Annotated in this window: 24 protein-coding genes; 12 read left to right on the plus strand and 12 right to left on the minus strand. The window is 72.5% G+C overall.

The genetic code is table 11. The features are described from left to right. Nucleotides 1-116: 116 nt before the first annotated feature. Both IG08_RS0102670 and IG08_RS0102675 read right to left on the minus strand, forming a co-directional pair. Nucleotides 117-3,230, minus strand: coding sequence for a sacsin N-terminal ATP-binding-like domain-containing protein (locus IG08_RS0102670; protein ID WP_030595710.1), 3,114 nt, complete (start codon nucleotides 3,228-3,230; stop codon nucleotides 117-119). A gap of 110 nt (nucleotides 3,231-3,340) precedes the next feature. Next, a complete protein-coding gene (locus IG08_RS0102675) occupies nucleotides 3,341-4,267 on the minus strand; it encodes a DUF3027 domain-containing protein (protein ID WP_030595712.1) in 927 nt (308 codons plus the stop codon). 302 nt (nucleotides 4,268-4,569) lie between these two features. Here IG08_RS0102675 and IG08_RS0102680 point away from each other — a divergent pair, with 302 nt between their 5' ends. From IG08_RS0102680 to IG08_RS0102695, 4 genes are all read left to right on the plus strand, one after another. Then, on the plus strand, nucleotides 4,570-5,994 hold the full coding sequence (locus tag IG08_RS0102680; protein ID WP_030595715.1) for an MFS transporter: 1,425 nt from the start codon (nucleotides 4,570-4,572) through the stop codon (nucleotides 5,992-5,994). 61 nt (nucleotides 5,995-6,055) lie between these two features. Then, on the plus strand, nucleotides 6,056-6,550 hold the full coding sequence (locus IG08_RS0102685; RefSeq protein WP_030595716.1) for a hypothetical protein: 495 nt from the start codon (nucleotides 6,056-6,058) through the stop codon (nucleotides 6,548-6,550). A gap of 19 nt (nucleotides 6,551-6,569) precedes the next feature. Continuing rightward, nucleotides 6,570-7,235: a futalosine hydrolase gene (locus tag IG08_RS0102690; RefSeq protein WP_030595718.1), complete on the plus strand. Its 666-nt coding sequence runs from the start codon at nucleotides 6,570-6,572 to the stop codon at nucleotides 7,233-7,235. Then, entirely contained in the window at nucleotides 7,222-8,109 is an 888-nt protein-coding gene (locus tag IG08_RS0102695; RefSeq protein WP_030595720.1) for a 1,4-dihydroxy-6-naphtoate synthase, read from the plus strand. The genes IG08_RS0102690 and IG08_RS0102695 overlap by 14 nt, the downstream gene beginning before the upstream one ends. 91 nt (nucleotides 8,110-8,200) lie before the next feature. On the opposite strand, the gene IG08_RS0102700 is transcribed toward IG08_RS0102695, so the two are convergent. Continuing rightward, nucleotides 8,201-8,665 carry a hypothetical protein gene (locus IG08_RS0102700; protein WP_030595723.1) on the minus strand — a complete coding sequence of 155 codons (465 nt, stop codon included), beginning with the start codon at nucleotides 8,663-8,665 and terminating at the stop codon, nucleotides 8,201-8,203. Nucleotides 8,666-8,683: 18 nt separating this feature from the next. Then, nucleotides 8,684-9,067 carry a cold-shock protein gene (locus IG08_RS62720; RefSeq protein WP_030595725.1) on the minus strand — a complete coding sequence of 128 codons (384 nt, stop codon included), beginning with the start codon at nucleotides 9,065-9,067 and terminating at the stop codon, nucleotides 8,684-8,686. A 163-nt stretch (nucleotides 9,068-9,230) separates the two neighbouring features. On the opposite strand from IG08_RS62720, the gene IG08_RS61115 reads away from it, so the two are divergent. Next, nucleotides 9,231-9,488: a hypothetical protein gene (locus tag IG08_RS61115; protein ID WP_078655413.1), complete on the plus strand. Its 258-nt coding sequence runs from the start codon at nucleotides 9,231-9,233 to the stop codon at nucleotides 9,486-9,488. Here IG08_RS61115 and IG08_RS0102710 read toward each other — a convergent pair. Together IG08_RS0102710 and IG08_RS0102715 are read right to left on the minus strand one after the other, a co-directional pair. Next, on the minus strand, nucleotides 9,476-10,099 hold the full coding sequence (locus IG08_RS0102710; RefSeq protein ID WP_030595728.1) for an HAD family hydrolase: 624 nt from the start codon (nucleotides 10,097-10,099) through the stop codon (nucleotides 9,476-9,478). The two genes, IG08_RS61115 and IG08_RS0102710, sit on opposite strands and share 13 nt — an antisense overlap. A 52-nt stretch (nucleotides 10,100-10,151) precedes the next feature. Beyond that, nucleotides 10,152-11,129 carry a membrane protein gene (locus IG08_RS0102715; RefSeq protein ID WP_030595731.1) on the minus strand — a complete coding sequence of 326 codons (978 nt, stop codon included), beginning with the start codon at nucleotides 11,127-11,129 and terminating at the stop codon, nucleotides 10,152-10,154. 186 nt (nucleotides 11,130-11,315) lie between these two features. Between IG08_RS0102715 and IG08_RS0102720 the strand changes: the two genes are divergently transcribed. Next, nucleotides 11,316-13,835, plus strand: coding sequence for a helicase-associated domain-containing protein (locus IG08_RS0102720; RefSeq protein ID WP_030595734.1), 2,520 nt, complete (start codon nucleotides 11,316-11,318; stop codon nucleotides 13,833-13,835). A 253-nt stretch (nucleotides 13,836-14,088) separates the two neighbouring features. Further along, the gene (locus tag IG08_RS0102725) at nucleotides 14,089-14,988 is read left to right on the plus strand and encodes a UTP--glucose-1-phosphate uridylyltransferase (protein ID WP_030595737.1); all 900 of its coding nucleotides are present in this window, start codon (nucleotides 14,089-14,091) and stop codon (nucleotides 14,986-14,988) included. A 4-nt stretch (nucleotides 14,989-14,992) separates the two neighbouring features. Here the strand turns inward: IG08_RS0102725 and IG08_RS0102730 are convergent, their stop codons facing one another. Next, on the minus strand, nucleotides 14,993-15,544 hold the full coding sequence (locus IG08_RS0102730) for a hypothetical protein (RefSeq protein WP_234342792.1): 552 nt from the start codon (nucleotides 15,542-15,544) through the stop codon (nucleotides 14,993-14,995). Nucleotides 15,545-15,686: 142 nt separating this feature from the next. On the opposite strand from IG08_RS0102730, the gene IG08_RS0102735 reads away from it, so the two are divergent. After that, the gene (locus IG08_RS0102735; RefSeq protein ID WP_030595741.1) at nucleotides 15,687-17,330 is read left to right on the plus strand and encodes a DNA repair helicase XPB; all 1,644 of its coding nucleotides are present in this window, start codon (nucleotides 15,687-15,689) and stop codon (nucleotides 17,328-17,330) included. A 30-nt stretch (nucleotides 17,331-17,360) separates the two neighbouring features. Here IG08_RS0102735 and IG08_RS0102740 read toward each other — a convergent pair whose 3' ends face one another. Then, on the minus strand, nucleotides 17,361-17,543 hold the full coding sequence (locus IG08_RS0102740) for a hypothetical protein (protein WP_030595744.1): 183 nt from the start codon (nucleotides 17,541-17,543) through the stop codon (nucleotides 17,361-17,363). A gap of 322 nt (nucleotides 17,544-17,865) precedes the next feature. Between IG08_RS0102740 and IG08_RS0102745 the strand changes: the two genes are divergently transcribed. Next, nucleotides 17,866-19,917 carry a HelD family protein gene (locus IG08_RS0102745; protein ID WP_030595746.1) on the plus strand — a complete coding sequence of 684 codons (2,052 nt, stop codon included), beginning with the start codon at nucleotides 17,866-17,868 and terminating at the stop codon, nucleotides 19,915-19,917. Nucleotides 19,918-20,008: 91 nt separating this feature from the next. Here IG08_RS0102745 and IG08_RS0102750 read toward each other — a convergent pair whose 3' ends face one another. Together IG08_RS0102750 and IG08_RS0102755 are read right to left on the minus strand one after the other, a co-directional pair. Then, complete coding sequence (locus tag IG08_RS0102750) at nucleotides 20,009-20,701, minus strand: copper homeostasis protein CutC (protein WP_030595749.1); 693 nt, start codon at nucleotides 20,699-20,701, stop codon at nucleotides 20,009-20,011. Nucleotides 20,702-20,788: 87 nt separating this feature from the next. Further along, nucleotides 20,789-21,451, minus strand: coding sequence for a maleylpyruvate isomerase family mycothiol-dependent enzyme (locus IG08_RS0102755; RefSeq protein ID WP_030595752.1), 663 nt, complete (start codon nucleotides 21,449-21,451; stop codon nucleotides 20,789-20,791). A gap of 43 nt (nucleotides 21,452-21,494) precedes the next feature. Between IG08_RS0102755 and IG08_RS0102760 the strand changes: the two genes are divergently transcribed. Together IG08_RS0102760 and IG08_RS0102765 are read left to right on the plus strand one after the other, a co-directional pair. Then, entirely contained in the window at nucleotides 21,495-22,136 is a 642-nt protein-coding gene (locus IG08_RS0102760; protein ID WP_030595754.1) for an HD domain-containing protein, read from the plus strand. 26 nt (nucleotides 22,137-22,162) lie between these two features. After that, nucleotides 22,163-23,296 (plus strand): GNAT family N-acetyltransferase, encoded by a 1,134-nt coding sequence (locus IG08_RS0102765; RefSeq protein WP_234342793.1) that lies wholly within the window; start codon nucleotides 22,163-22,165, stop codon nucleotides 23,294-23,296. 13 nt (nucleotides 23,297-23,309) lie between these two features. Here the strand turns inward: IG08_RS0102765 and IG08_RS0102770 are convergent, their stop codons facing one another. Beyond that, nucleotides 23,310-23,654: a DUF4031 domain-containing protein gene (locus IG08_RS0102770; RefSeq protein ID WP_052424458.1), complete on the minus strand. Its 345-nt coding sequence runs from the start codon at nucleotides 23,652-23,654 to the stop codon at nucleotides 23,310-23,312. Then, nucleotides 23,651-24,046, minus strand: coding sequence for a hypothetical protein (locus tag IG08_RS0102775; protein WP_030595762.1), 396 nt, complete (start codon nucleotides 24,044-24,046; stop codon nucleotides 23,651-23,653). Before IG08_RS0102775 ends, IG08_RS0102770 begins: the two co-directional genes overlap by 4 nt. Nucleotides 24,047-24,101: 55 nt before the next feature. On the opposite strand from IG08_RS0102775, the gene IG08_RS0102780 reads away from it, so the two are divergent. Then, on the plus strand, nucleotides 24,102-25,037 hold the full coding sequence (locus IG08_RS0102780) for a MurR/RpiR family transcriptional regulator (protein ID WP_030595765.1): 936 nt from the start codon (nucleotides 24,102-24,104) through the stop codon (nucleotides 25,035-25,037). Nucleotides 25,038-25,051 lie beyond the last annotated feature (14 nt).

The following is a 25,051-nucleotide window of genomic DNA, read 5'->3' on the forward strand; positions in this document are numbered from 1 at the left end:
GCGGCTCGTGGTCACGTACGGGGCCCAAGTGATCAGTGAGTCTGGTGACTCACGTGATCAGATCGACGATGGAGGGGAATGGTTGTACGACCGGTGTGAAATTCGTGAGGGAAATTTCAGTCGAACCAGCGGTCCCGTGCCAGCTCCGCCGTCCGCGACGGATCCTCGAGGAGCGCCGCGACCTCGAAGCGCCGCGGCCACTGCCCGGCCGCCCAGGCCAGTCCGGCGGCCACGCCCTCCACGGTGGCCGCGTGCAGCACCCCGTCGCCGGTCAGCCGCCAGTCCAGCTCCACCCCGTCGACGAAGAGCTCCTCGTGCTCGACGTACGTCGCCGGCGTGCGCGCCCCGAGCAGCACCCGCACCGACTCCGGTACGTCGTGCTCGGTGCCCTCGGAGTCCACGGAGCCCGTGACGGACTCGCTGAGACGGCGGACCTGGAACAGCTCCGCCAGCTCGGCGGCCCGCGCCGGCCGTACCGGCAGCAGCGGGACGCCCCCGGTGAAGGGCAGCAGGTCGGGTGAGTCGACGACCACGGCGTCGGCCGCGTCCACGACCTCGACCCGCCCGTCGACCACCGCGCGCAGCTCGTCCGGCAGGGTCACCTGCTCGGGGTCCAGATCGGCCAATGCTCCGTAGAGGGCATGCAGTTGGGCACTCGTCACCTCCCGCTCCGGGTCGGCGAGCCGGTCGAGCAGCTCGGCGGCCCCGCCCGGCTCGTCGAGGAGCGAGGCCACCGACGTCCGTACGCCCAGCGCCCGCAGCACCTGCTCGTCCTCGAACCCGGTCGCGTCCGCCTCGTCGTACATGCCGCGGAGCAGCGGATCCCCGCCGGCCGCCAGCAGACCGGCCGGGCGGCGGCCGTCGAGCACCGGGTTCCCGCGCAACCACCAGGCGCTGTAAGGCCGTACGACCTCATGCGTGCCGTCCGGCAGCAGGATCCGCACCTGCTGCGTCAGCGCGTCCCTGAGGGGCGGCTGAGCGAGCAGCGCGAGGGCCTGCGGCCACTTCTCCTCGTCCACCAGGTCCAGATCGCGTACGGCGACCAGCTCGGTGGCGACCGGCGGCACCGGGGTGTCCGGGAAGCGGTCGAGGATGTCCTCGCACCACACGTCCACGGCGTCCAGCAGACCGGCGTCGTCGGGCTCCGCGAAGTCGCCGTCCCGCGGCTCCAGTTCGTCCGGGTCGAGGACGACGTCGGTCGCGCGGACCAGGGCGAAGGTGGCGAGCACACCGCAGGCGGCCAGCGGCTGTTCGCCCCACTTGTCGGCCAACTCGGCGTCCACGGTGGCGAGTTCGTCCTCGCGGATGACCTGGGCGAAGGGGCTGCCGGGGAGGACGAGTTCGCCGGCGGGGGCCAACTCCCCCTCGTCGTCCGGGAGGGCGAGGGCGCCGAGCCAGGGCTCGTCGCCGGGTTCGAGGCCCGCGTCCCGCACCAGCGCGAGGACGGTGTCGGCCAGTTCCTCGGCGTCGGGTGCCTCCTGCTCCCAGTCCAGCCCGCCCTCGTCGTCGAGGGAGGCCGCCACGGCCGCCCTGACCTGGGGCGTGGTGAGCACGGCCCGCGGGGTCGCGGGCAGCGCGCCGAGCTTCTCCAGGAGCGGATGGGCGGCGTCCGGGTGGGCGACCTTGAGGCCGAGCCGGGCGAGGATCCCGGGGTCGATACTGGCGGCCTCCGGGGCGGGCAGCAGTACCTGCCGGGGCCCGATGGTCGTCCGCCCGTCGGCGAGCGGGACGGGGAGACCGGAGAGCCGGTCGGGGTCGACGCCGGCGAGGCTGTCGTACAGCCGCAGCCACCAGTCCGGCTCCTTCTCCAGCCCGGCCAGCCGGTCCACGGCGTCGGTCAGCGGGACCCGGGCGACGCCCAACGTGCGCAGTTCCGCGCGGCGTTCGAGACCGGCGGGCAGCAGCGTGGGCAGGACCTCGGCGAGGACGCGCACGGTGTCGCCGCCCGCGCCCTCCACGACCTCGGCGTCGCGGGGCCGCAGAGCGTCCGGGAGATCGTCGGTGGGCTCCAGGGCGGGCGGCAGGAAGGAGGTGCGGGGCAGCCGCTCGAGGATCGCCTGCCGCAGCGCGCCGTCCAGCTCGCCCTTGCCCAGCGGGCCGGGCACGAGGCCGATGATGCCCTCGGTCACCGGGCGCCAGGCGGCGAGGAGTTCGGTGTACGCGTCGGCCGCGCGCTGCACCAGGAAGTCGGTGAGGGGGCCGGGGGCCGCGTGCCGCCGGGTGGTGTCCAGCGGGAAGGACGCGATGAGCAGGGCGGGGACGCCGAGGGGCTCGTCGCTGGGGGTCGGCGCGTGGACGACGGGGCTGGTGCGGGGGCGGGCCGGGGTGCCGTCGGCGTCGGCGGGCACGGCCCAGGTGACCGACCAGTGGGGGCGCAGGCGCTCCTCGACGGGGCGGTCGGTGAGGAGGTCGGGGGTGAGGGGGCCGTGCGCGGAGACGGTACGCCAGCGGGTCGTGCCGTCCCGCGAGTCCTCCACGACCGTGAAGGGGCCGTCGGTGCCGCGGCGGAGGGTGCGGACGATGTCGGTCTCCACGACCACTTCCTCCAGGCCCGGGAGGGCGAGGAGGAGGGCGTCGTCGACGGCGTTCAGGAGGCGCTCGGCGAGGTCGGTGGCGGCCGTGTCGCGCAGGGGCAGGATGACGACCGTGTCGTACGGGTCGGGGGCGGTGCCCTCGGCGGCGAAGGGGAGGCGCAGGAGCGGGACGTGGCCGTCCCGCCGACGGACCTCGTCGCCGAGGCCCGGGCTGTGGCGGGCGGTGTCGGCGGCCAGTTCGCGGGCCTCGGCGAGGGACCAGCGGACACCGCCGTGCCGGCCCACGACCGCGGGCTCGTCGGTCACGGCGATCACCGCGGCGAAGCCGACGCCGAAACGGCCGACCGCGCTGTCGTGCGTGGCGTCCCGCTTGGCGGAGGCACGGAGCGTGGAGAGGGACTCGACACCGGTCGCGTCCAGGGGGGCGCCGGTGTTGGCGGCGAACAGGACGCCGTCGCGGAGGGTGAGGCGGAGCCGGCCGGGGACGCCTGCCCTGGCCGCGGCGTCGGCGGCGTTCTGAGCGAGCTCGACGACCAGCCGGTCCCGGTAACCGCCGAGGACGAGGTCCTCCTCGGAGTTGGCGTCCTCGCGGAATCGGGCGGGGCTGGTGGCCCAGGCGTCCAGCACACCCCGCCTGAGACGGGCGGTCCCGAACGGGTCGGCACCCTCGGCTGCGGGCCGCACGAACTTGCTCACGTTGGCTCTCCTCATCGGCGTGACGATGAAGGTACCGCGAGGAGGAGGGACCGTAACTCGGGGAGTGGCCCTGCCTTACGAGGGCCACTCCCGGGCCGACCGGATGAGTGCTACGAGTGCCCCAACTCCGCCGCGGCCTCGTCGGAGGCCTCCGGGACCGACCCGGAATCCGGTGCCGGCCGCAGCGGGAAGGGATCGACCCGGGTCTCGTCGATCACCGGCGGGGCCGGACGGGGCGGTTTCGGCATGACCGCGGCCTCGGAGTGGCCGCCGCAGCCGTACGACAGGGACACCACACGCCCGTCGGCCGGGGCGAACTCGTTCGCGCACAGCCCGAAGGCCTGGCCCAGGGAGCCGCCGAGCGCGACGAGGAAGCCACAGCTGACGCAGGTCGCGGGGGCCGCTTGTGCCATCGGGGTCTGGGAGCCGTACGACTCCTCCCAGCGGTCGGCGGCGACATGGAGGCCGTAGCGGGACAGGACCCGCGACCGGCGCATGCCGAGTTCCTCGGCCACCGCGGCGATCGAACCCCGGAGGGGGACCACGGGCAGCGTCGACGGCGGGCCCGCCGTGACCTCCGCGTCCTCCGCCTCGACCAGCTCGGCCATCTCCTCGGAGACGGGCGCGTTCGGCGGCGGCTCGTCCTCGCCGGAGTAGCCGGGCTCCAGACGGAGGTCCTCGGCGTCGGTGGGGAGCAGATCGCCCGGGCCCATGTCGCCGGGGCGGAGGCGTTCGCTCCACGGCACCCACTCGGGGGCCAGCAGAGCGTCGGACCCCGGCAGCAGGACCACTTCGTCCAGGGTCACCAGCTTCGCGCGGGAGGCACGGGCCACCGTCACCGCCCAGCGCCAGCCCCGGTACCCGAGCTCCTTGCACTCGAAGAAGTGCGTGACGACGCGGTCGCCCTCGGAGACGAGGCCCGCGTGTTCGCCGACCACGCCGGGCGCGGCGGCCTCCTCGGCGGCGGTACGGGCGAGGTCGACGGCCTCGGCGCACAGGCGGTCGGTGGTGCGGCTTCGCGTTGTCGCTGCGCTCACAGGTATCGCTTCTCTCCTACGCCGTCTCTCTGGTGCGCCGGCCTGCGGCGAAAGGGGCGGACGGAGCGGACCGGAGGACCGCGTCGACGTCCGCGCCCGATCGCGCTCGGGCGCACCTACACTCATCCATTCTGCGGGATGAAAGAGAGGCGCGCGGCCGAGAACGTTCGCCACGGCGCGCTACGCACGCTACCTGCTCACCGCCGCTCGGCCTACACCGACGTGATGGTTCGCCGCCTTCATACGCGTTCATAGGCGCGGTAACCGCACTACACACAGCTTTCTCGGGGCACTATGACGGGGTGGCAGCCGCGAGGACGCCCCAGGGCGCCACCGGGATCGGTGGGGCCAAGGGCAGCAGCCGAGGTGGCGGTTCGGGCCGTTTCATGGGGTCCGTCCGCTCGGTCGGCCGCGCCCTGCACTTCCCGGTGACCGGTCCGGCCCGCGGTATCCGCAAGGCGACGCACGCGCACGGAGCGGGCGAGTCCGGCCTCGGCAAGCTGATCGAACTGCACGGTGTGAACGGCGCCGGCGATGTGATGATCACGATTGCGCTCGCCTCCACCGTGTTCTTCTCGGTACCGACCGACGAGGCCCGCGGCCGCGTCGCGCTCTACCTCGCCATCACCATGGCCCCCTTCACCGTCCTCGCCCCGGTGATCGGCCCGCTCCTGGACCGCCTCCCGCACGGCCGCCGGGCCGCCATGGCGGGCGCCATGCTCGCCCGGGCGCTGCTCGCGCTGATCATCGCCGGGGCCGTCTCCACCGGCAGTCTGGAGCTGTATCCGGCCGCACTGGGCGTCCTGGTCGCGTCGAAGGCGTACGGCGTCGTCAGAAGCGCCGTCGTGCCCCGTCTGCTCCCACCCCGCTTCTCCCTGGTCAAGGCGAACTCTCGGGTCACCCTCGGCGGGCTCGCCGCGACCGCGATCGCGGCGCCCATCGGCGCCGGGCTGCAGGCGATCGGACCGCGCTGGCCGCTCTACGGCGCCTTCGTGATCTTCATCGCCGGCATGTTCCTGTCCTTCTCCCTGCCGTCGAAGGTCGACTCGGCCAAGGGCGAGGACGTGGCGCTCCTCGCGGCGGACGAGGAGCATCTGCACGGGCCGCACCTCAAGCCGGTCAAGCGGCCTGGGCTGCGCACGGTCGGCATCGCGGTCACGCACGCCCTCGGCGCCAACGCCTCACTGCGCTGGCTCTCCGGCTTCCTGACCTTCTTCCTCGCCTTCCTGCTGCGGGAGCATCCGCTGACCGGCGAGAGCGCGGCGGTGTCGCTGGGCCTTGTGGTCGTGTCGGCGGGTGTGGGCAACGCGCTCGGCACGACGGTCGGTGCATGGCTCAGAGCGCGGGCGCCGGAGATCATCATCGTCACGGTCGTGGCGTTCGTGCTGGGCGCGGCGATCACGGCCGCGATCTTCTTCGGTGCCTTCCTGGTGGCCTGTCTGGCGGCGATCGCCGGCTTCTCGCAGGCCCTCGCCAAGCTGTCCCTGGACGCGCTGATCCAGCGGGACGTGCCCGAGCGGGTCCGCACCTCGGCCTTCGCCCGCTCCGAGACGATGCTGCAGATGGCCTGGGTGTTCGGCGGCGCGGTCGGCATCGTGATGCCCCTCAACGGCTATCTCGGCTTCTCGGTCGCCGCCGCGGTCATCGCCACCGGCTGGCTGGCCACCCTCAAGGGCCTGCTGAGCTCGGCCCGTCAAGGAGGCTCCCCGAAGGCCCGAGTGGCCTAACCCACGGGCACGCCGCACCCCGCATAGAAGGACGACTGGACGTGCCCGATAGCCTTCGCCCATGACCACGCTGCAATCCGTTGTGCGACGCCGCCGCGCCGTCGCTGTCGCCGGTGCCGTTTCCGCCGGACTGCTCGTCCTGTCCGCCTGCGACAAGCCGACGCCGCGCGTCACCGTCACGGTCGGCAGGGACTCGGTGAGCACCGAGGCCGCCTGCTACGACGACGGCAACGACATCGGCCGCGCCAAGGCCACCAAGTGCGCCCTGAAGAAGGGCGACAACACCATCAAGGTGCCGCAGAGCGAGACCCTGCGCATCGGTGTCGACCCCGAGGTCGCGGACACCGGCTGGGCCCTGTGGATCAACGGCACCCAGGTCACGAGCGTGTACAAGAAGACGTACTACTCCTTCCAGGGCGTCGACCTCTTCGCCGACCAGCAGGGTCAGGCCGCCCCGAAGACGCTGTACATCAGCGTCGTCGAGCAGAACAAGGCGGCCGAGAGCGACGAGTTCAAGGGCGTCTGGAACTTCAAGCTGGAGAACGCGGACGCCTGATCCGCGCTCACCTCCCGTCATGCGCATCCTCGTAGCCACCGCGGTCCCGGTCGAACGGGACGCGGTGGCTCGCGCGTTCGAAGGGGAGCCGGGGGTCGTCGTCATCGCGGCCGGCGTGGGCCCCGCCCTCGCCGCGGCCTCCACCGCGACGGCCCTCACCACCGCCGCCCTGTCAGGTGCCCCCTACGGCCTCGTCGTCTCCGCCGGGATCGCCGGCGGCTTCCAGCCGCACGCGCCCGTCGGCTCGCTCGTCGTAGCCGACGAGATCACCGCGGCCGACCTCGGGGCCGAGACGGCGGACGGGTTCCTTCCGGTGACCGAGCTGGGCTTCGGGACCGTCACCCACCGTCCGCCCGAAGCACTCGTACGAGAGGTCGCGACCGCGACGGGAGCGCGCGCCGGAGCCGTCCTGACCGTGTCGACCGTGACCGGTACGGCCGCCCGTGCCACCGCGCTCCGGGAACGCCACCCGACCGCCCTCGCCGAGGCCATGGAGGGCTTCGGAGTCGCCGAGGCGGCCGCCGCGCACGGTGTCCCCGTGCTGGAGCTGCGCGCGGTCTCCAACCCCGTCGGCCCGCGCGACCGGACCGCCTGGCGCATCGGCGACGCGCTCGCGGCCCTCACGGAGGCGTTCGGGAAGCTCTCGCCCGCATTGGAGAGTTGGAACCAGCATGACGACGCCTGAGCCCCTGCAGATCGCGTACTCCCCCTGCCCGAACGACACCTTCACCTTCGACGCCCTCGCCCACGGCCGGGTCCCGGGCGCCCCCGCGCTCGACGTGACCTTCGCGGACATCGACATCACCAACGGCATGGCCGAGCGCGGTGAGTTCGACGTCCTGAAGGTGTCGTACGCCGTGCTGCCGTACGTCCTCGACGAGTACGCGCTGCTGCCGTGCGGGGGTGCGCTGGGGCGCGGCTGTGGGCCGCTCGTCCTTACTCTCCCCCACTCTCGGCTTCGCTCGAGCGGGGGGACCCCCATGCCGGGTCTCGACCTCGCCGGGCGGACGGTCGCCGTGCCCAGCGAGAGGTCGACCGCGTATCTGCTGTTCCGGCTGTGGGCCGCTGACGTCGTGCCCGGTGGGGTCGGCGAGATCGTGGTCATGCCGTTCCACGAGATCATGCCCGCCGTGCGGGACGGGAAGGTCGACGCGGGGCTCGTCATCCACGAGGCGCGGTTCACGTATCAGAACTACGGGCTGCACAAGCTCGCGGACATGGGTGAGCACTGGGAGGAGACGACGGGGCTGCCCATTCCGCTGGGCGCGATCATCGCGAAGCGGTCGCTGGGGGCGGAGACGTTGCGCTTGCTCGCCTCGTCCATTCGTACGTCCGTGCGGGCGGCGTGGGACGATCCCTCGGTCTCACGGCCGTACGTCATGGAGCATGCTCAGGAGATGGATCCGTCCGTCGCCGACCAGCACATCGGGCTGTACGTCAATGAATTCACCGCGGACCTGGGGGAGGACGGGTATGCGGCGATCCGGGGGTTGTTGACGCGGGCTGCGGCGGAGGGGCTGGTGCCGGCCCTGGGGCCCGGGGCGCTGGCGTTTCCCTGACGCCCACTGGGGTGCCGCGCTGTGTCGTCTGGCGGGTGCGGCGCCTTCGTGGCCGGTCGCGCAGTTCCCCGCGCCCCTAGGGCGCTGCCCCTCAGGGCGCTTTGCCGTCGCCGTCGGTCAAATGGTCTGCCGTCGGCCACTGGGCCAAGGCCATCATTCCCAGGACCTTGCGGATCAGGAAGCCGGCCAGGGGGAGTTCTACGCACACCGCCAGCGCCGCCGACAGCCAGACGTCCGGGGTGCCGAGGGCCAGTGACACGTCGAACCACGCGTCGCAGACCAGTAGCGCCCCCGTCGCGACGGCCGCCACGACGACGCCCCGGTGCCGGCGCCAGCCGAGGAAGGCGGTGGCCGCCATCGCGAGCACGAGCAGGACGTCGAATCCGACCCAGGTCACGCGCCACTGACGGGCCGTGTACCCGCTCGGCAGGGTGAACGCCAGCAGGATCGTCCACGGGACGAGACCGACGGCGCAGACGGTGAGCAGTTCGAGGGTGTGCCGCCGCTGCCGCCGTACCCGCTCCAGAAGCTCGGCGTCGGTTCGTATGTCGTTCAAGTCGGCTGTTCCGAGGGGTCAGACGTCGAGCTGGTCGGCGACCGCGCGCAGCAGGCCCGCGATCTTGCTACCGGCGGCCTTGTCGGGGTAGCGGCCCCGCTCCAACATCGGGGTGATGTTCTCGAGGAGGGTCGTCAGGTCCTGGACGATGGACGCCAGTTCGTCCGGCTTCTTGCGCTGTGCCGCCGCGACCGAAGGGGCGGGTTCGAGGAGGGTCACCGAGAGCGCCTGGTCACCGCGCTGACCGGCGACGACGCCGAACTCGACGCGCTGGCCCGGCTTGAGCGTCTCGACTCCGGCGGGGAGGACCGAGGAATGGACGAAGACGTCGCCGCCGTCGTCACGGGAGAGAAAGCCGAAGCCCTTCTCACTGTTGAACCACTTGACCTTGCCGGTAGGCACGTCTGTCCTCGTCCTCGTACTCGTCGGAAAACTGCTTCTGAAACGGCTCTTGATAGCACTTGGGCGGGTCGTCGGGACCCGCCGGTACCAAGGCTAATGGTCTTCAGGCCGGTGACAAGACGTCGCCCGGTTGTTCCTTCGGGCAGGGAACTACCCTGGTCCGGTGCGTGACAAAACCCAAACGAATTCCACCGTTCCCGGTGACCGACTGATCCGTGCCGGCGCCATCGTCTTCTTCGTCGGTACGGCGGCCACACTCGTCACTGTGGCCCCGTTCCTTCTTGGTACGACGCCTTTTCCGACGTACATGTTCGGATTGAGCATGCTCATGGGTGTCGGATTCCTGATCGCGGGTGCGGGAGTACTGCAGTCGGTCGCGGCCGGAAGGCGTCGGGCGCGGGCCGGAAGTCAGCCCTCGTAGGCCGAAAGCCATCCCGGGAACTCGGTGAGGTCGGTGAGGACGACGTCGGCGCCGGCCGTGGCAAGTTCCCGCGCGTCACACGGCCCGGTGGCCACCGCGACCGAGAGCGCACCGGCCTTGCGCGCCCCGCGGACGTCCCCGACGTGGTCCCCGACGTAGACGCTCGCGCCGTGCTCGCGCAGAGCCTCCGCCTTCTGCTCGGCCCACAGGTTGCCGACCACGGCGTCGGGTTCCATGCCGAGGTGCTCCATGTGCAGCTTGGCGTTGGGCTCCCACTTGGCGGTGACGACGACGGCCCGTCCACCCGCCGCCTGCACGGCCGTGATCGCCTCCCGGGCGCCGGGCATCGCGAGGGTGCCGGTGATGGCGTACGCGGGGTAGATCTCGCGGTAGAGGTCCGCCGTGGCCGCGACCCGGTCCGCCGTGAACCAGTGGGCGATCTCCTCCTCCAGCGGCGGCCCGAGCCGGGTGACGACCAGGTCGGCGTCGACGTACGTCCCCGTCCGCTCGGACAGTTCCAGCCAGCAGGCGTGGATGCCCGGCCGGGAGTCGATGAGGGTCATGTCGAGGTCGAAGCCGACGGTCGGGGCGGAGATGTCTGTAGAGGCCATATGAGCCATTGTGCCCAGGCGCCGTGGCAGCCAGGCGTCGAGCGGGTGTGACCTACCTCCGCCGCTGCGACCGCCACACCAGGAACAGCGCCGACGCCACCGCCGCGCCCCGCACCACCCACGGCCAGGTGTCGGCGACCGCGTCGTTCATGTGCCCCTGGGCGATGGGCTCGCCCCAGCGGCCCTCGTTCCTGCCCCACAGCCAGACGAGCCCCCCGGTGAGCGCCAGTGCGGGCAGGAACATGACCGCCCACTTCGTCTCCGCGTCGGTCAGCCGCCGCGAGGCGTAGGCGATGACCCAGCCGACCAGCAGGACGAACAGGTTGCCGAGCACGGCACCGGCGATCAGGAGGCCCGCGGCGAGCAGGAGGAGGGGGTTGGTCCAGGTTCCGGTGCGAGCGGGGAGGAGACGGCGGCGGAAGCGGGTCCTGGTCTCCGGGACGGCCTCTTCGACCTCCTCGGCCTTCTCAGCCTTCTCGACGGCGGGCTGTGCCTCCTCCTTCGGTGGCGGAGGCTTCAGCAGCTCCGGGATCTCCACGCCGCCGACGAACCCGGGCACGCTGTCGCCGACCCCGAAGGGGCTGCTGTCCACCCGCCACCAGTCCGGCTGCGAGGCGCTGTCCCCGAGCTCGTCCACGCCCGCGAGGTGCGGCGAGGCGTTCCCCTCGGCGGGAGGCGCGGGGGCGGCCGGGCGCGGCCGCGGGACGACCTTGCGCAGCCCCTTCGGCCGCCGCTCGCCGTCCTCCCCTTCACGGTCCCGCTGTACGGGCACGGAGGCGGGCGGTGGCTGCGGAGTGCCGCTGCCGTCCCCGGCGGCGGCGACCACGTCGTCGGGGCTGCCGAGCCGGGAGATGATCCGGCGGACGGCGGCGGGACTGTCCACCGGCGCCTTGGCACGCCGCCGGTCGATCTCGTTGCGCAGCTCCGAGACGAGCCGCATCCGGGTGGACGACGGCAACTGCCGCTGGTGCGCGACGTCGCCGACACGGCTCAGATACTCGTAGACGACCTGGTCGCTCTCGATACCCACGAAGTCCCCTCCGGGGTTGGCGCGTTGGAAACCCCGATCAGCATTATCCAGCCCGTCCGGCGTTTGAGGACGAGGCCCGTCGGGCCGAAGCGGGGGTCTGGGGGCGCGGCCCCCAGGGACGCGCACCCCCACGCAGCCGCACGTACGCAGCTCAACCGCCGGAGGTAACCCGCTACCGTGGGCAGGATGAGCGACCAGGCCACCCCGCCCCGTTCCCTCGCGGAGGCTCTCCGCGTGCGGGACGACGCCTCGCTGGCCGCGCTCCTGCGCGCCCGCCCCGATCTCATCACCCCCGTCCCGACCGACCTGACGCAACTGGCGACCCGCGCCGGCACGCGTGCGTCGGTGGTGCGGGCGCTGGAGCGGCTGGACCGTTTCGCGCTGCAGACGGCCGAGGCGCTGGCCGTGGCAGCGGATCCGGCGCCGTACGACGAGTTGCTGGGGCTGCTGACCGGCGACGAGGGCGACCAGGCGGTCGCGGTGGCGCTGCCCCGCGCCCTCAGGATCCTGCGGGAGCAGGCCCTGGTGTGGGGCGCCGACGATCGGCTGCGTCTGGTCCGTACGGCCCGTGAGCTGCTCGCGCCCTCGCCGCAGCATCCGTCGCCGACCGGGCTCGGGCCGACCGTTCAGGAGGCCACCTCGGGCATGTCGCCGGGCCGGATCCAGGAGATCGTCACGGCCGCCGGGCTGGCCTCGACGCACGACTCGGTGTCGGCCGTGGCCGCACTGACCTCGCTCTTCACGCACCGCAAGCGGATGGCAAAGCTGCTCGCCGGGCTCCCCGAGGAGTCGCGGGAGGTCCTGTCCCGCCTGGTCTGGGGGCCGCCGTACGGCCAGGTCACCGCCGACCCCGCAGCCCACCTGCGGCGCCTGCTGGACCTCGGGCTGCTGCTGCCGACGGCGCCCGGGACGGTCGTACTGCCCCGCGAAGTGGCCCTGCACCTGCGCGCCGGCCGCGCGCACCGCACGACCGAGCCGCTGCCGCCCGCCATGGAGGCCGTCTCCGTGCACCGTCCACAGGTTGTGGACGGAACGGCGGCCGGGCAGGCGTACACCGCGCTGGCGACCGTCGAGGAGCTGCTCAAGGACTGGGACGAGGGCGGGCCGGCCGTGCTGCGGGCGGGCGGGCTCAGCGTCCGGGACCTGAAGCGGACCGCGGTGGCGTTGGACGTGGCCGAGCCGGTCGCCGCCTTCTGGGTCGAGCTGGCGTACGCGGCCGGGCTGATCGCCTCCGACGGCGAGGCCGACGAGCGGTATGCCGCGACCCCGGCCCACGACGAGTGGCTGGAGCAGCCCCCGGCACAGCGGTGGGCGCGGCTCGCGGAGGCGTGGCTGACGGCGACGCGGACGTCGGGGCTGATCGGCGGGCGGGACACGAAGGACCGTACGTTGTCGGCGCTGGGCCCGGGACTCGACCGCAGCGCCGCGCCGGAGGTACGGCACCGGGTGCTGACCCTCCTCACCGGGCTCCCGGAGGGCGCCGCCCCGGCCGCCGACTCGGTCCTCGCCCGGCTGCGCTGGGAACGCCCGCTGCGCGGCCCGCAGCGCGACGACGACCTGCGCACCCGGCTCGCGGAGTGGACGCTGAGCGAGGCGGAGATGCTGGGCGTCACCGGCCGGGGCGCCCTGTCGGGACACGGGCGGGCGCTGCTGGGGGCGCCTGTCGTCGAGAAGGCTCGGGCCGAGGAGCCGGAGGGCCCCGGCGACAAGCTGCCCGTCCACCACCACGTGACGCCCGTCCTGGAACCCCTCTCGCCCGCCGAACAGGCCACCGCCTCCGCGGCCGCCGTCCGGCTCCTCGCACCCCAGCTCCCCGAACCCCTGGACCACGTCCTGCTCCAGGCCGACCTGACGGCGGTCGCCCCCGGCCCGCTGCAGCGGCCGCTGGCCGATGTGCTGGGGGTGCTCGCGGACGTGGAGTCGAAGGGCGGGGCGACCGTCTACCGCTTCACGCCCGGCTCGGTACGGCGCGCCCTGGACGCCGGCCAGTCCGCGTCCGACCTGCACGCCTTCCTCGCCGCGCACTCCCGTACACCGGTTCCGCAGCCACTGACGTATCTGATCGACGACGTGGCCCGCAGACACGGCCACCTCCGGGTGGGCGCGGCCTCGGCGTACGTCCGCTGCGACGACGACGCGATGCTCAACGAGATCCTGGCCGACAAGCGCGCGGCGGGCCTGCGCCTGCGCCGGCTGGGCCCCACGGTGCTGGCCACCCAGGCCGACCCGGCGACCCTGCTGGACGGTCTGCGCGCGATGGGTTTCGCCCCGGCCGCCGAGTCCGCCGAGGGCGACGTCCTGATCGCCCGGGCCCACGCCCACCGCACCCCGCCCCGCACGGCCCCCGAGCCGGTCCCGGACGGCCCCCCGGTCCCGGACACGACCCTCCTGACGGCCGCGATCCGCGCCATCCGGGCGGGCGACCTGGCCTCCACGACCCCGCGCAAGCAGCCCCCTCCGGCCGGCGGCGCGCTCCCCCGCACCAGCTCCGCCGAGACCCTCGCCACCATGCAGGCCGCCGTCCTCACCGGCGAGGCCCTCTGGATCGGCTACGTCAACGCCGAGGGCTCCGCCAGCCAGCGCGTCATCGCCCCGATCCGCGTCGAGGGCGGCTTCGTGACGGCGTACGACCACACGGCGGACGAGGTCCGGACGTATCCGCTGCACCGGGTGACGGGGGTGGCAGAGTTGGCGGAGGACGCGTAGGCGCTCCGCTGGGGGTGCGGCGCTGTGTCGTTGTTCGGCTGCGGGCCGGTGGGGGCTGATCGCGCAGTTCCCCGCGCCCCTGAGGGGCGCGTTGCCGCACCGGAGTTCGCCGGACCCGCTCAGGGCTCGAACCCGCCGCTCGCGATGGCGAGTACCGGGCGCTTCCGGCGCGGGCTCGTGGGAAGCGTTTCCTGGACGGGACCTTGTCCTCGGTGTTTTCGGTGTTTTCGGTGGCTTCGGCGAAGGGGATTTCATGGCAACGACCATCCGCAGGGCAGTCATCCCCGCTGCGGGGCTGGGATCCCGTCTCCTCCCCCTGACGAAGGCGACGCCGAAGGAGATGCTGCCGGTCGGCGACAAGCCGGTCATCGAGCACACCGTCCGGGAACTGGTGGCGTCCGGCATCACCGACATCACCATCGTCGTCTCCGGCGGCAAGGGGCTGATCCAGGACCACTTCCGGCCCAACCCGGCCCTCGTCGCCCAGCTGCGGGCGGACGGGAAGACGGCCTACGCGGACGCCGTGGAGGAGGTCGGCGAGCTCTCCCGGCTCGGGCACATCACCTACCTCGACCAGCACGGCCCGTACGGCAACGGCACCCCCGTCCTCAACGCCGCGCGCAACGTCGGTGCCGAGCCGATCCTGGTGCTGTGGCCGGACGACGTCTTCGTCGCCGAGGTCCCGCGTGCCCAGCAGCTGATCAGGGCCTACGAGGCGACCAGCTGCCCGGTCCTCGCCCTGCTGCCGATGGACCCGGCCGACTCGCAGCGCTACGGCGTGCCCGTGGTCAAGGAGGACCTGGGCGACGGACTGCTGCGGATCACCGGCCTGGTCGAGAAGCCGCAGCCACAGGACGCGCCCTCGGCCTACGCGGCCATCGGCGGCTATGTCATCACCCCCGGCATCATCGACGAACTGCGCAGCCAGACCGAGCGCTGGTACGAGCACCGGACCGGCGAGATCTATCTGACGGACGCCATCAACGCCTACGCGAGCAGCCGGGCCGTCTACGGCCAGGTCATCCAGGGCCGCTGGTACGACACCGGAAACCCGCTGGCCTACCTCACGGCCCAGTTCGCCGCCGCTCTCGCCGACCCGGAGTACGGTCCGCACCTGCGCCGGCTGGCGGAGCTCACCGAGGACCGGCCCTGATCCCTCAGCAGTCCCCGACGGCAGCGTCCGCGGGCAGGCCGAAGTAGGTGCGAGCCTCGGTCTCCAGGGCGTCGGACGACATCGTGTCCTCGGCCGCGTACTCGGCGACGAGACCGAAGTGGGCCTTCGTCCACTCCGCGTACCCCGCGCCGTCGGGCGGCTCCTCCCGCGACACGACCCGGTAGCCGCCGTCCGCCTCCCGCTCCAGCCGCACCACCTGCGGGTACCGCGAGCCGCCGCACTCCACCAGGGTCCGGTCGTGCACTCCGTACTCGACACACAGCGTGTTGACGCCCGCCCGCACGAGGCCGTCGCGCGCGTCCAGTTCGAGCGCCTCCACCCGGCAGAACCAGCGCGCCCTGAGCTCGGGCACCGTCTCGCCGTACCCGCTCCCCTTCGACTCCGCCGCGAGCCGCGCCTCGATCACCGGCCGGACCTCGCCCCACAGCCGCGTGTCCACACCGGCCGCCGGCCACATCACCCACGCGCCCGTGGCCACCAGGACGACCACGGCCCCCGCGCCGGTCGCCCAGCCACGGACCGACAGAACCGCCATACCGTGACTCCCCTCACCCCAGAGCGCCCACCGCGCTGCTCCCCCGGTCAGACGGCCGAAGGGGGCACAGGGTTGCCCTGCCGGTTTCGGCACGTCGTACGGCACACTGGACGTTTGGCCGGTGCGGAAGGGAAGTGCGTACGTGAACGGACCGCTGATCGTCCAGTCGGACAAGACCCTGCTCCTGGAGGTCGACCACGAGCAGGCCGACGAGTGCCGTCGGGCCATCGCGCCGTTCGCCGAGCTGGAGCGGGCACCGGAGCACATCCACACCTACCGGGTGACGCCGCTGGGCCTGTGGAACGCGCGGGCGGCCGGGCACGACGCCGAGCAGGTGGTGGACGCGCTGGTGCAGTACAGCCGGTATCCGGTGCCGCACGCGCTGCTCGTCGACGTCGCCGAGACCATGGACCGGTACGGACGGCTGACCCTCAGCAAGCACCCCGCGCACGGGCTCGTCCTCACGACCACCGACCGGCCCGTGCTGGAGGAGATCCTGCGGTCGAAGCGGATCATCCCGCTCGTCGGTGCTCGGCTCGACCCCGACACCGTCGCCGTCCACCCCTCCGAGCGCGGGCAGATCAAGCAGACGCTGCTGAAGCTGGGCTGGCCCGCCGAGGACCTCGCGGGGTACGTCGACGGCGAGGCGCACCCGATCGAGCTGGACGAGGACGGATGGGCGCTCAGGCCCTACCAGAAGCAGGCGGTGGAGAACTTCTGGCACGGCGGGTCGGGCGTGGTCGTCCTTCCCTGTGGTGCCGGCAAGACCCTCGTCGGCGCCGGGGCCATGGCCCAGGCGAAGTCCACGACCCTCATCCTCGTCACCAACACCGTCTCCGCCCGGCAGTGGAAGCACGAGCTGGTGAAGCGGACCTCGCTGACCGAGGACGAGATCGGCGAGTACAGCGGGACCCGGAAGGAGATCCGGCCCGTCACCATCGCCACCTACCAGGTGCTCACCACCCGGCGGAAGGGTGTCTATCCGCACCTGGAGCTGTTCGACTCCCGGGACTGGGGGCTCATCCTCTACGACGAGGTGCACCTGCTGCCGGCTCCTGTCTTCAAGTTCACTGCGGATCTGCAGGCACGGCGGCGGCTCGGCCTGACCGCGACCCTGGTCCGGGAGGACGGGCGCGAGTCGGACGTCTTCTCGCTCATCGGGCCCAAGCGGTTCGACGCGCCGTGGAAGGAGATCGAGGCGCAGGGGTACATCGCGCCCGCCGACTGCGTGGAGGTCCGGGTCAATCTCACGGACTCCGAGCGGCTCGCCTACGCGACCGCCGAGCAGGAGGAGAAGTACCGCTTCTGTGCGACGACCGCCACGAAGCGGAAGGTCACGGAGGCTCTGGTGCAGCGGTTCGCCGGGCAGCAGATCCTCGTCATCGGCCAGTACATCGACCAACTCGACGAGCTGGGCGAGCACCTGAACGCCCCCGTCATCAAGGGCGAGACCTCCAACGCCCAGCGCGAGAAGCTCTTCGAAGCCTTCCGGCAGGGTGAGATCAGTGTGCTGGTCGTGTCCAAGGTCGCGAACTTCTCCATCGACCTGCCGGAGGCGACGGTCGCGATCCAGGTCTCCGGCACCTTCGGGTCGCGGCAGGAGGAGGCTCAGCGGCTGGGTCGGGTGCTCCGGCCCAAGGCCGACGGGCACCAGGCCCACTTCTACTCGGTGGTCGCCCGCGACACCATCGACCAGGACTTCGCCGCCCACCGGCAGCGGTTCCTGGCGGAACAGGGATACGCCTACCGGATCGTGGACGCGGACGAGCTGCTCGCGGACAGCTGACGGGTCGGACAGCTGACGGCCGGCAACCGGCTACTTGCGGCGGACGCCGGCTTCCTCGCCGTACTCGCCGAGTATGACGACGTCGAAGGCGGCGCCCGCGAAGACGCGGATCGCGCGGAGGGCGCTGCCGAGGCGGTGGGTGCCGTGGGCACCGGAGAGGGAGGTCGCGCCGGACGGGCGACCGGGGGCTGGGGTGAAGGTCGCTGCACTCATGTCTCCATGGTGGCCTTCGAGGCATAAGGAGGGCATCGGTCCCAGGTCCCCACTTCCTGTGCTACCTGGGTACACCCTGTGGGTGGAGCCTCCCCCACCGGACGGAGGGTCGGTCCCCTAGGGGACCGGGACATCGGCACCCGACATCGGCAGGGGACCGGGCCATCGTCAGGGCCCCGGGAAAATGGTTGGCGGCCACACCTCCCCCTCCCCTAAAATCTCCGCTCTTGCCCGCCTCCCTCACGGAGTGCCGCCGCCCGGACGGAAACCGGTCGGCATCCCGCAGCCGCCCAGCACGCAGGTCCCTTCCGGAGGCACCCCCTTGTCCACGCCGTCCACGCTCGTCGACGACGATCCCCTCGCCCGCGAACGCTCCCACCTCGCCCACTCCCGCTCCGCGCTCCGCGCCATGCGCGAGGACGTCGAGTCCCTCGACATCAGCGACGTCGCCGCGAACTGGGTCAACGCCCAGATCCTGGAGCGCCAGATCGGCGAGCGCATCAAGGCGCTGGCCGACCTCAGCCACACCCCGCTGTTCTTCGGCCGGCTCGACTACCTGCACGCACCCAGCGCCGACCAGGCCGAGGGCGCGGAGGGCGAGCGCTTCTACATCGGGCGCCGGCACGTGCACGACCACGACGGCGACCCGATGGTGATCGACTGGCGTGCGCCGGTCTCGCAGCCGTTCTACCGGGCGTCCAAGAAGGACCCGCTGGACATCGGGCTGCGCCGCCGCTTCGGCTACACGGGCGGCGACCTCACGGCGTACGAGGACGAGCACCTCTCCGACCCGGGCGAGGCGGCCGCCACCAGCAAGCTGCTCCAGCAGGAGATCGAGCGCCCGCGCGTCGGCCCGATGCGCGACATCGTGGCCACCATCCAGCCCGAGCAGGACGAGATCGTACGGTCCGGGCTCGGCGGAACCGTCTGCGTGCAGGGAGGCCCGGGCACCGGAAAGACCGCCGTCGGCCTCCACCGGGTCGCGTATCTCCTCTACGCCCACCGGGAGCGGCTCGCCCGCACCGGCACCCTCGTCATCGGACCCAACAAGTCCTTCCTGCACTACATCGAGCAGGTACTCCCCGCCCTGGGCGAGTTGGCCGTCAAGCAGGCCACGGTGGACGACCTGGTGACAGGGACCGTCGAGGTGCGCGGCGCCGACGACGCGCCGGCCGCGATCATCAAGGGCGACGCGCGGATGGCGGAGGTGCTGAAGAAGGCCGTCTACTCGCACGTGACCATGCCCACCGAGCCGATCATGGTCGTGCGCGGCTCCCGCCGCTGGCGCGTCCCCGCGTACGAACTCGAGGACCTGGTCCGCGAGTTGCTGGACCGTGGCATCCGCTACGGCGCCGCCCGCGACGCCCTCCCGCAGCGCATCGCGCACGCCGTGCTCGTCCAGATGGAGCGCTCGGGCGAGGCCCCGGACGACCGGGTGCAGGACGCGGTGGCCCGCAACGCGGCGGTGAAGGCTGCCGTCAAGCAGGTCTGGCCGCCGGTCGACCCGGCGAAACTCGTCCTGCGGCTGCTCACGGACGCGGACTTCCTCGCCGTACACGCGGACGGGGTCCTCGACGAGGACGAGCAGAAGACGATCCTGTGGGCGAAGGCCGTGCGGTCGGTGAAGTCCGCCAAGTGGTCCGCCGCCGACGCGGTGTTGATCGACGAGGCGACCGACATCGTCGAGCGCACGCACTCCCTCGGGCACGTGGTGCTGGACGAGGCGCAGGACCTGTCACCGATGCAGTACCGGGCGGTGGGCCGCCGCTGCACCACCGGTTCGGCGACCGTCCTCGGCGACCTCGCGCAGGGCACCACGCCCTGGGCGACCCGGAGTTGGGACGAGGCGCTGGCCCACCTCGGCAAGTCGGACGGGGTCATCGAGGAGCTGACGGCCGGTTTCCGCGTCCCGACGGACGTCATCACATACGCCTCCCGCCTGCTCCCGCACATCGCGCCGGGCCTGACGCCGGTCGCGTCGGTGCGGGAGAATCCGGGGTTCTTCGACCTCCGTGAGATCGCCGGTGCGGCGGAAGTGGTCGCCGCCTGCGAGGAGTTGCTGCGCAACGAAGGCTCGACCGGGCTGATCGCCGCGGACGCGCGTGTTCCGGTGCTGGCGGAGGCGCTGGCTGCGGCGGGGATCGGATACCTGGCCCCCGGCGAGGAGACCACGGTCGAGACCCGTCTCACCCTTGTCCCCGCCTCCCTCGCCAAGGGGCTGGAGTACGACTACGTCGTGCTTGACGAGCCGCAGGCGGTGGTCGACGGGGAGCCTGATGAGCGGACGGGGCTGCGGCGGTTGTATGTGGCGCTGACGCGAGCCGTGTCGGGGCTGATCGTTACGCATGTGGCGCCGTTGCCTTCGCAGCTGTAAGCGTTGTCGGGTGCGGGTGTGTGGGGGCTGGTCGCGCCCACGCGGCGGTAGCCGCAAATTGACACAGCCCCGCGCCCCTAGGGTGATTCGCTCACTCCCCGTCCAAGACGCGACGCCACTCCCCTACCGCCTCCGCCGACACCGGGTGCTCCCAGCCCTCCGGCCTCGCCGCCCCACCGATGTGAAACGCGTCGATCCCAGCAGCCCGCAGCCGCGGAACGTGGTCCAGCCGTAGACCGCCACCCACCAGGATCTGCTGCTCGTACCCGGGCTCCCCGCCCCTCGCCGCCTCGGCCAGCAGGGTGGGGAGCCCCTCGTCCACTCCCGTCGCGGAACCGGCGGTGAGGTACGTGTCCAGCCCCGGCAGATCCGCCAGCTGCTTGCGCAGGGCGTCCCTGTCCGCCGCGTGGTCGATGGCGCGGTGGAAGGTCCAGCGGCAGCCGTCCAGCTCGCCCACCAGCCGCTCCACGGCACCCAGGTCGACCCCGCCCTCGGCATCCAGGAAGCCCAGCACGAACTCCTCGGCCCCAGCGGCCCGCATCTCCCGGGCCACCCCCGCCAACCGCTCGACATCCCCCGCCGCGAACCCGTCCTCCAGCCGCAGCATCACCCGCAGCGAGATGTCCACGGCGGCCCGGATCCCGGCGAAGGTCTCGACGGCCGGCGTCAGCCCGTCCGCCGCCATGTCGGTCACCAGCTCCAGACGATCCGCGCCTCCGGCCCGGGCCGCGACCGCGTCCTCGACGTCGAGGGCGATCACCTCCAGGACTGCACGCTTGCTCATGGGACCCCATTCATTGGCGACAAGATGGCGGCTACAGGTCTAGTCCAATTTAAGGGTACGCCGAGGACTCCATGCCCGCGAGCAAGATCAGAAGATGTTCAGCTCCTTCACCTCGGCCCCCGCCAGCTCGAACCCCCGCCCCTCCACCGGACGCCCCGCGTACAGCCGTACGAGAGTCGCCGCGTCCCCGATGTAGCGGGCCGGGGTCCGGTCGCCGCTCACGTCGCCCAGCCGCAGCGGATCGTCGACGTCGTCGAGGTCGGCGTGCAGAGGGAGGTGGCCCTTCTCCCGGGTGAACCGGGCCAGCAGCACCAGCGCATCCGGCAGCCCCGCCCCCGCGTACGCCCCGGGCTCCCCGAGCACGTCCCGTACGTCCCCCGCGTGCACCCACTCCCCCAGCGCGAGCGCGTCCAGGCTCCCGCCCGCCGCCGCGATCACCGGGCCCGCCTCGGTCATCCCCCGCTCCAGCTCGTCCACCACCTGCGCGTTGGACCACTCCGCCCGCTCGGCGATGTCCCGGTCGTTCGACTCGGGTGAGAACGCCCCCTTCTCGAACCGGCCCTCCACTGCCCGCATCAGCGCGGACGAACAGTGCGCCAGCACATCCCGCACACTCCACCCCGGACACGCGGTGGTCGGCAGGGCGAAGTCGGTGTCGGGCCGGGCCCGCAGCAGCGGGATCAGGGCGTCACGCTCGGTGATCAGCAGTCGGCCGGGCAGCTCGGAATCACGTACGTCAGCAGAAGTCATGGGATCCAAGCTTCCAAACCAGAGCGCGCGGGACAATGAGGCCATGGCCGATCCCGACGCCCTGCGCGACCGTTTCACCCGCACCCTGGAAGCAGTACGGCCCCCCGGTGGCCCCGACCCGTCGCCGTACGCCGACAATCTCCTCGCCCGCTGGCAGGAGCCCCAGCGCCGGTACCACACGCCCGCGCACCTCACGGCGGTCCTCGACCACATCGACGTACTGGAGAAGTACGCGGCGGACCCGGACGTCGTACGCCTGGCCGCCTGGTTCCACGACGCGGTCTACCTCCCGGACCGTTCGGAGAACGAGGAACGGTCCGCGCACCTGGCCGAGCGCGCCCTTCGCGAGGCGGGGGTCGCGGAGGCGAGGACCGCCGAGGTCGCCCGGCTGGTGCGGCTCACCGTCACCCACGACCCGGCCGACGACGACCGCGACGGCCAGGTCCTGTGCGACGCGGACCTCGCGATCCTCGCCGCCCCGCCCTCCGCGTACGCCGCCTACACCGCCGCCGTCCGCGAGGAGTACCACTTCGTGCCGAACGACGCCTTCCGCACGGGCCGTTCCGCGATCCTGCGCCAACTCCTCGATCTGCCACGGCTGTTCAGGACGCCGTACGGGGAGGTGGAGTGGGAGGCAACCGCCCGTTACAACCTCCGGTCGGAGCTGGAAATGCTGTCGCTGTGAGGGGCTCGGGAACTTACCCTGCCCGCATGCGAAACACGGGTGGCGAACACGTGGACGAGGCCGTGGCGAGCGCGGTGGCGCTGCTGCGGACGGTGGCGGACCGGGACTGGGACGGGGTGCGGGCCGGGCGGCTGGAGTGGAGCTGCCGGCGCACCGCCGCGCACATCGCGAGCGATCTCATCGCGTACGCGGGGCAGTTGGCGGGGCGGGCGCAGGACGCGTACGTCCCCTTCGAGATCACCCTCGACGGCACCGAGGACGGTCTGGACCCCGCCGACAACGACGGCATCCTCCAAGTGATCGAAGCCACCGGCACGTTGCTCGCCGCCGCCGTCCGCACCACCCCCCGCGAGGTCCGCGCCTTCCACCCGTACCCCTTCCGCAGCGCGAACCGCGAGGGCTTCGCCGCGATGGGCATCGCCGAGGTCCTGCTGCACACGTACGACATCGCCGAGGGCCTGGACCTGGCCTACGAACCCCCCGCCCACCTCCCCGAGTACGTCCTGACCCGGATCTTCCCGCACGTCCAGCCGGGCTCCGACCACTGGCGCACCCTCCTGTGGGCCACCGGCCGCGGCGAACTGCCCGGTCGCGCCCCGCTCGCCGAGTGGCGCTGGAACAACAACCTCGTGCTCCCGACCGAACGGCTCACCCTCCAGGGCGTCACGCCCGCGGCCGCCGCCGACCTGAGCGCGGGCGGCGACGGCGGGTTCGAGTGGGTCGAGGGCGGCCCGTTCGAGGGCACGCGGCAGGCCGCCGGGATGGTGGTCAAGGCCTATGAAGGAGGCGTGCACCGGCCGGAGTTCGGCCTCTTCGCCCTCGTACGGCGGGACGACGGCCTCGCGGTCGGCGGCATGGGCTTCCACGGCGTCCCCGACGGCGACGGCGCGGCGGAGGTCGGCTACGACCTCGCCGAGACCGCCCGCGGCAACGGCTTCGCCACCGAGGCCCTGCGCGCACTGTCCGAGTGGGCGCAGGCCCGGGACGACGTACGGACCCTGTTCGCCACCATCGACCACGACAACGCCGCCTCGCAGCGCGTGATCGCGCGGGCCGGGTTCGTACGGGCGACCGTGGAGGAGGAGCGAACGGCCCGCGACGAGCACGACCTGGACCAGGGGCTGCGGCTGTACGTGCTGCGCGGCCGTCAAGAGGCCTGAGCGGGACGCGCCCTCAGGAGCGCGGGGCTGTATCGATGTGCGGCTCCGGCGCGTGGGCGCGACCCCCACCGGCCCGCGGGTCGGTCACCGCGCTGCCGGCGGAGCGTTTCCGCCGCCGCAACCCCGCCCCGTGCAGCAGCCGCACCACCTCGCGGCTGCTGACCTCCACCGCGCCGGCGCGCACCACGTCCGCGTACCGGTGGGAGGGGATGTCGTAGTGGTCGCGCTCGAAGGCCCGCCGGGGCACGCCCATCTCCTCGGCGAACGCGTGCAGTTCGTCGTAGGAGAGGTCGCTGACCAGGTGGGACCACAGACGGCCGTGGCCCGGCCAGGTCGGCGGGTCTATGTACACGGTCACGAGGAGGACGCCCCGCCCGCCGCCGAGCCCAGCGAGCCCACCGCCGAGACCTTCACGCCCGCCTTGTGGCACACCCAGTGCGGGTCGGCGCCGAGCTCCGGCTCGACCTCGAGGGCGTGCGGGTCGCCGGAGCCGCAGACCGGGCACAGCGGCCAGCGGCCGTACCGCTCCAGCAGGGCGTCCTGGACGTCCTGCGCGACCAGCCCCGCCACGAATTCCACGCCGTCCGGCCACTGCTCCACCCACCAGCGCCGCTGTACGACGGAGTCCTCGACCAGGGACACCACATCCGCCGCGGCCACCTCGCCCGCGGCCAGATCGGCGAGCACGAGGGCGCGTGCCGCGTGCAACGCCTGCTCCAGGGGGCTGACCGATTGGCCGGAGGGGTCCATGCACCCATTGTGCGCACTCTTGACCACAACACCGTGCCGAAAATATCTTTCATAGGTGACCCAGGACGTGAAGGAAATTTTCGGTACCGGAGGAGACGGGCCCGGAGGAAGCGGATACTTTCCCCCTGCCCCCGCCGCCCTCGCCGCCAAGGTGCGCACCCTGGCCCCGTCGATGACCCGCTCCATGCAGCGGGTCGCCGAGGCCGTCGCGAACGACCCGGCGGGCTGCGCCGCCCTCACGGTCACCGGTCTCGCCGAGCTCACCGGCACCAGCGAGGCGACGGTCGTACGGACCGCCCGCATCCTCGGTTACCCCGGCTACCGCGACCTGCGCCTCGCCCTCGCCGGCCTCGCGGCCCAGCAGCAGTCCGGGCGGGCGCCCGCGATCACCACCGACATCGCGGTCGACGACCCCCTCTCCGACGTCGTCGCGAAACTCGCCTACGACGAACAGCAGACCCTCGCCGACACCGCGGCCGGCCTCGACACCGTGCAGCTCGCCGCCGCCGTCACCGCGCTGGCCACCGCCCGCCGCACCGATGTGTACGGCGTCGGGGCGAGCGGACTGGTCGCCCAGGATCTGACCCAGAAGCTCCTGCGCATAGGGCTGATAGCCCACGCGCACAGCGACCCGCACCTCGCCGTCACCAACGCCGTGCAGCTGCGGGGCGGTGACGTGGCCATCGCGATCACCCACTCCGGGTCGACCGGGGACGTCATCGAGCCGCTGCGGGTGGCCTTCGAGCACGGGGCGACGACGGTGGCGATCACCGGGCGGCCGGACGGGCCGGTCACCCAGTACGCCGACCATGTGCTGACGACCTCGACGGCGCGGGAGAGTGAGCTCAGGCCGGCGGCCATGTCGTCTCGGACGAGTCAGCTGCTGGTGGTGGACTGTCTGTTCGTGGGGGTGGCTCAGAGGACTTATGAGACGGCGGCGCCTGCGCTTTCCGCGTCCTACGAGGCGCTTGCGCATCGGCATCGCCGATAGGCCGTAGCTTCGAA

Origin of the sequence: Streptomyces fulvoviolaceus (assembly GCF_000718165.1) — a bacterium.
GTDB classification, from domain to species: domain Bacteria; phylum Actinomycetota; class Actinomycetes; order Streptomycetales; family Streptomycetaceae; genus Streptomyces; species Streptomyces fulvoviolaceus.

What these genes read in the sequence shown, in the direction of transcription:
- IG08_RS0102685 (WP_030595716.1), top strand. Translation starts at nt 6,056, where the DNA reads ATGACCACGCTGCAATCCGTTGTGCGACGCCGCCGCGCCGTCGCTGTC.
- IG08_RS0102690 (WP_030595718.1), top strand. Translation starts at nt 6,570, where the DNA reads ATGCGCATCCTCGTAGCCACCGCGGTCCCGGTCGAACGGGACGCGGTG.
- IG08_RS0102695 (WP_030595720.1), top strand. Translation starts at nt 7,222, where the DNA reads ATGACGACGCCTGAGCCCCTGCAGATCGCGTACTCCCCCTGCCCGAAC.
- IG08_RS0102710 (WP_030595728.1), bottom strand. Translation starts at nt 10,099, where the DNA reads ATGGCCTCTACAGACATCTCCGCCCCGACCGTCGGCTTCGACCTCGAC.
- IG08_RS0102720 (WP_030595734.1), top strand. Translation starts at nt 11,316, where the DNA reads ATGAGCGACCAGGCCACCCCGCCCCGTTCCCTCGCGGAGGCTCTCCGC.
- IG08_RS0102725 (WP_030595737.1), top strand. Translation starts at nt 14,089, where the DNA reads ATGGCAACGACCATCCGCAGGGCAGTCATCCCCGCTGCGGGGCTGGGA.
- IG08_RS0102730 (WP_234342792.1), bottom strand. Translation starts at nt 15,544, where the DNA reads ATGGCGGTTCTGTCGGTCCGTGGCTGGGCGACCGGCGCGGGGGCCGTG.
- IG08_RS0102740 (WP_030595744.1), bottom strand. Translation starts at nt 17,543, where the DNA reads ATGAGTGCAGCGACCTTCACCCCAGCCCCCGGTCGCCCGTCCGGCGCG.
- IG08_RS0102750 (WP_030595749.1), bottom strand. Translation starts at nt 20,701, where the DNA reads ATGAGCAAGCGTGCAGTCCTGGAGGTGATCGCCCTCGACGTCGAGGAC.
- IG08_RS0102755 (WP_030595752.1), bottom strand. Translation starts at nt 21,451, where the DNA reads ATGACTTCTGCTGACGTACGTGATTCCGAGCTGCCCGGCCGACTGCTG.
- IG08_RS0102760 (WP_030595754.1), top strand. Translation starts at nt 21,495, where the DNA reads ATGGCCGATCCCGACGCCCTGCGCGACCGTTTCACCCGCACCCTGGAA.
- IG08_RS0102765 (WP_234342793.1), top strand. Translation starts at nt 22,163, where the DNA reads ATGCGAAACACGGGTGGCGAACACGTGGACGAGGCCGTGGCGAGCGCG.
- IG08_RS0102775 (WP_030595762.1), bottom strand. Translation starts at nt 24,046, where the DNA reads ATGGACCCCTCCGGCCAATCGGTCAGCCCCCTGGAGCAGGCGTTGCAC.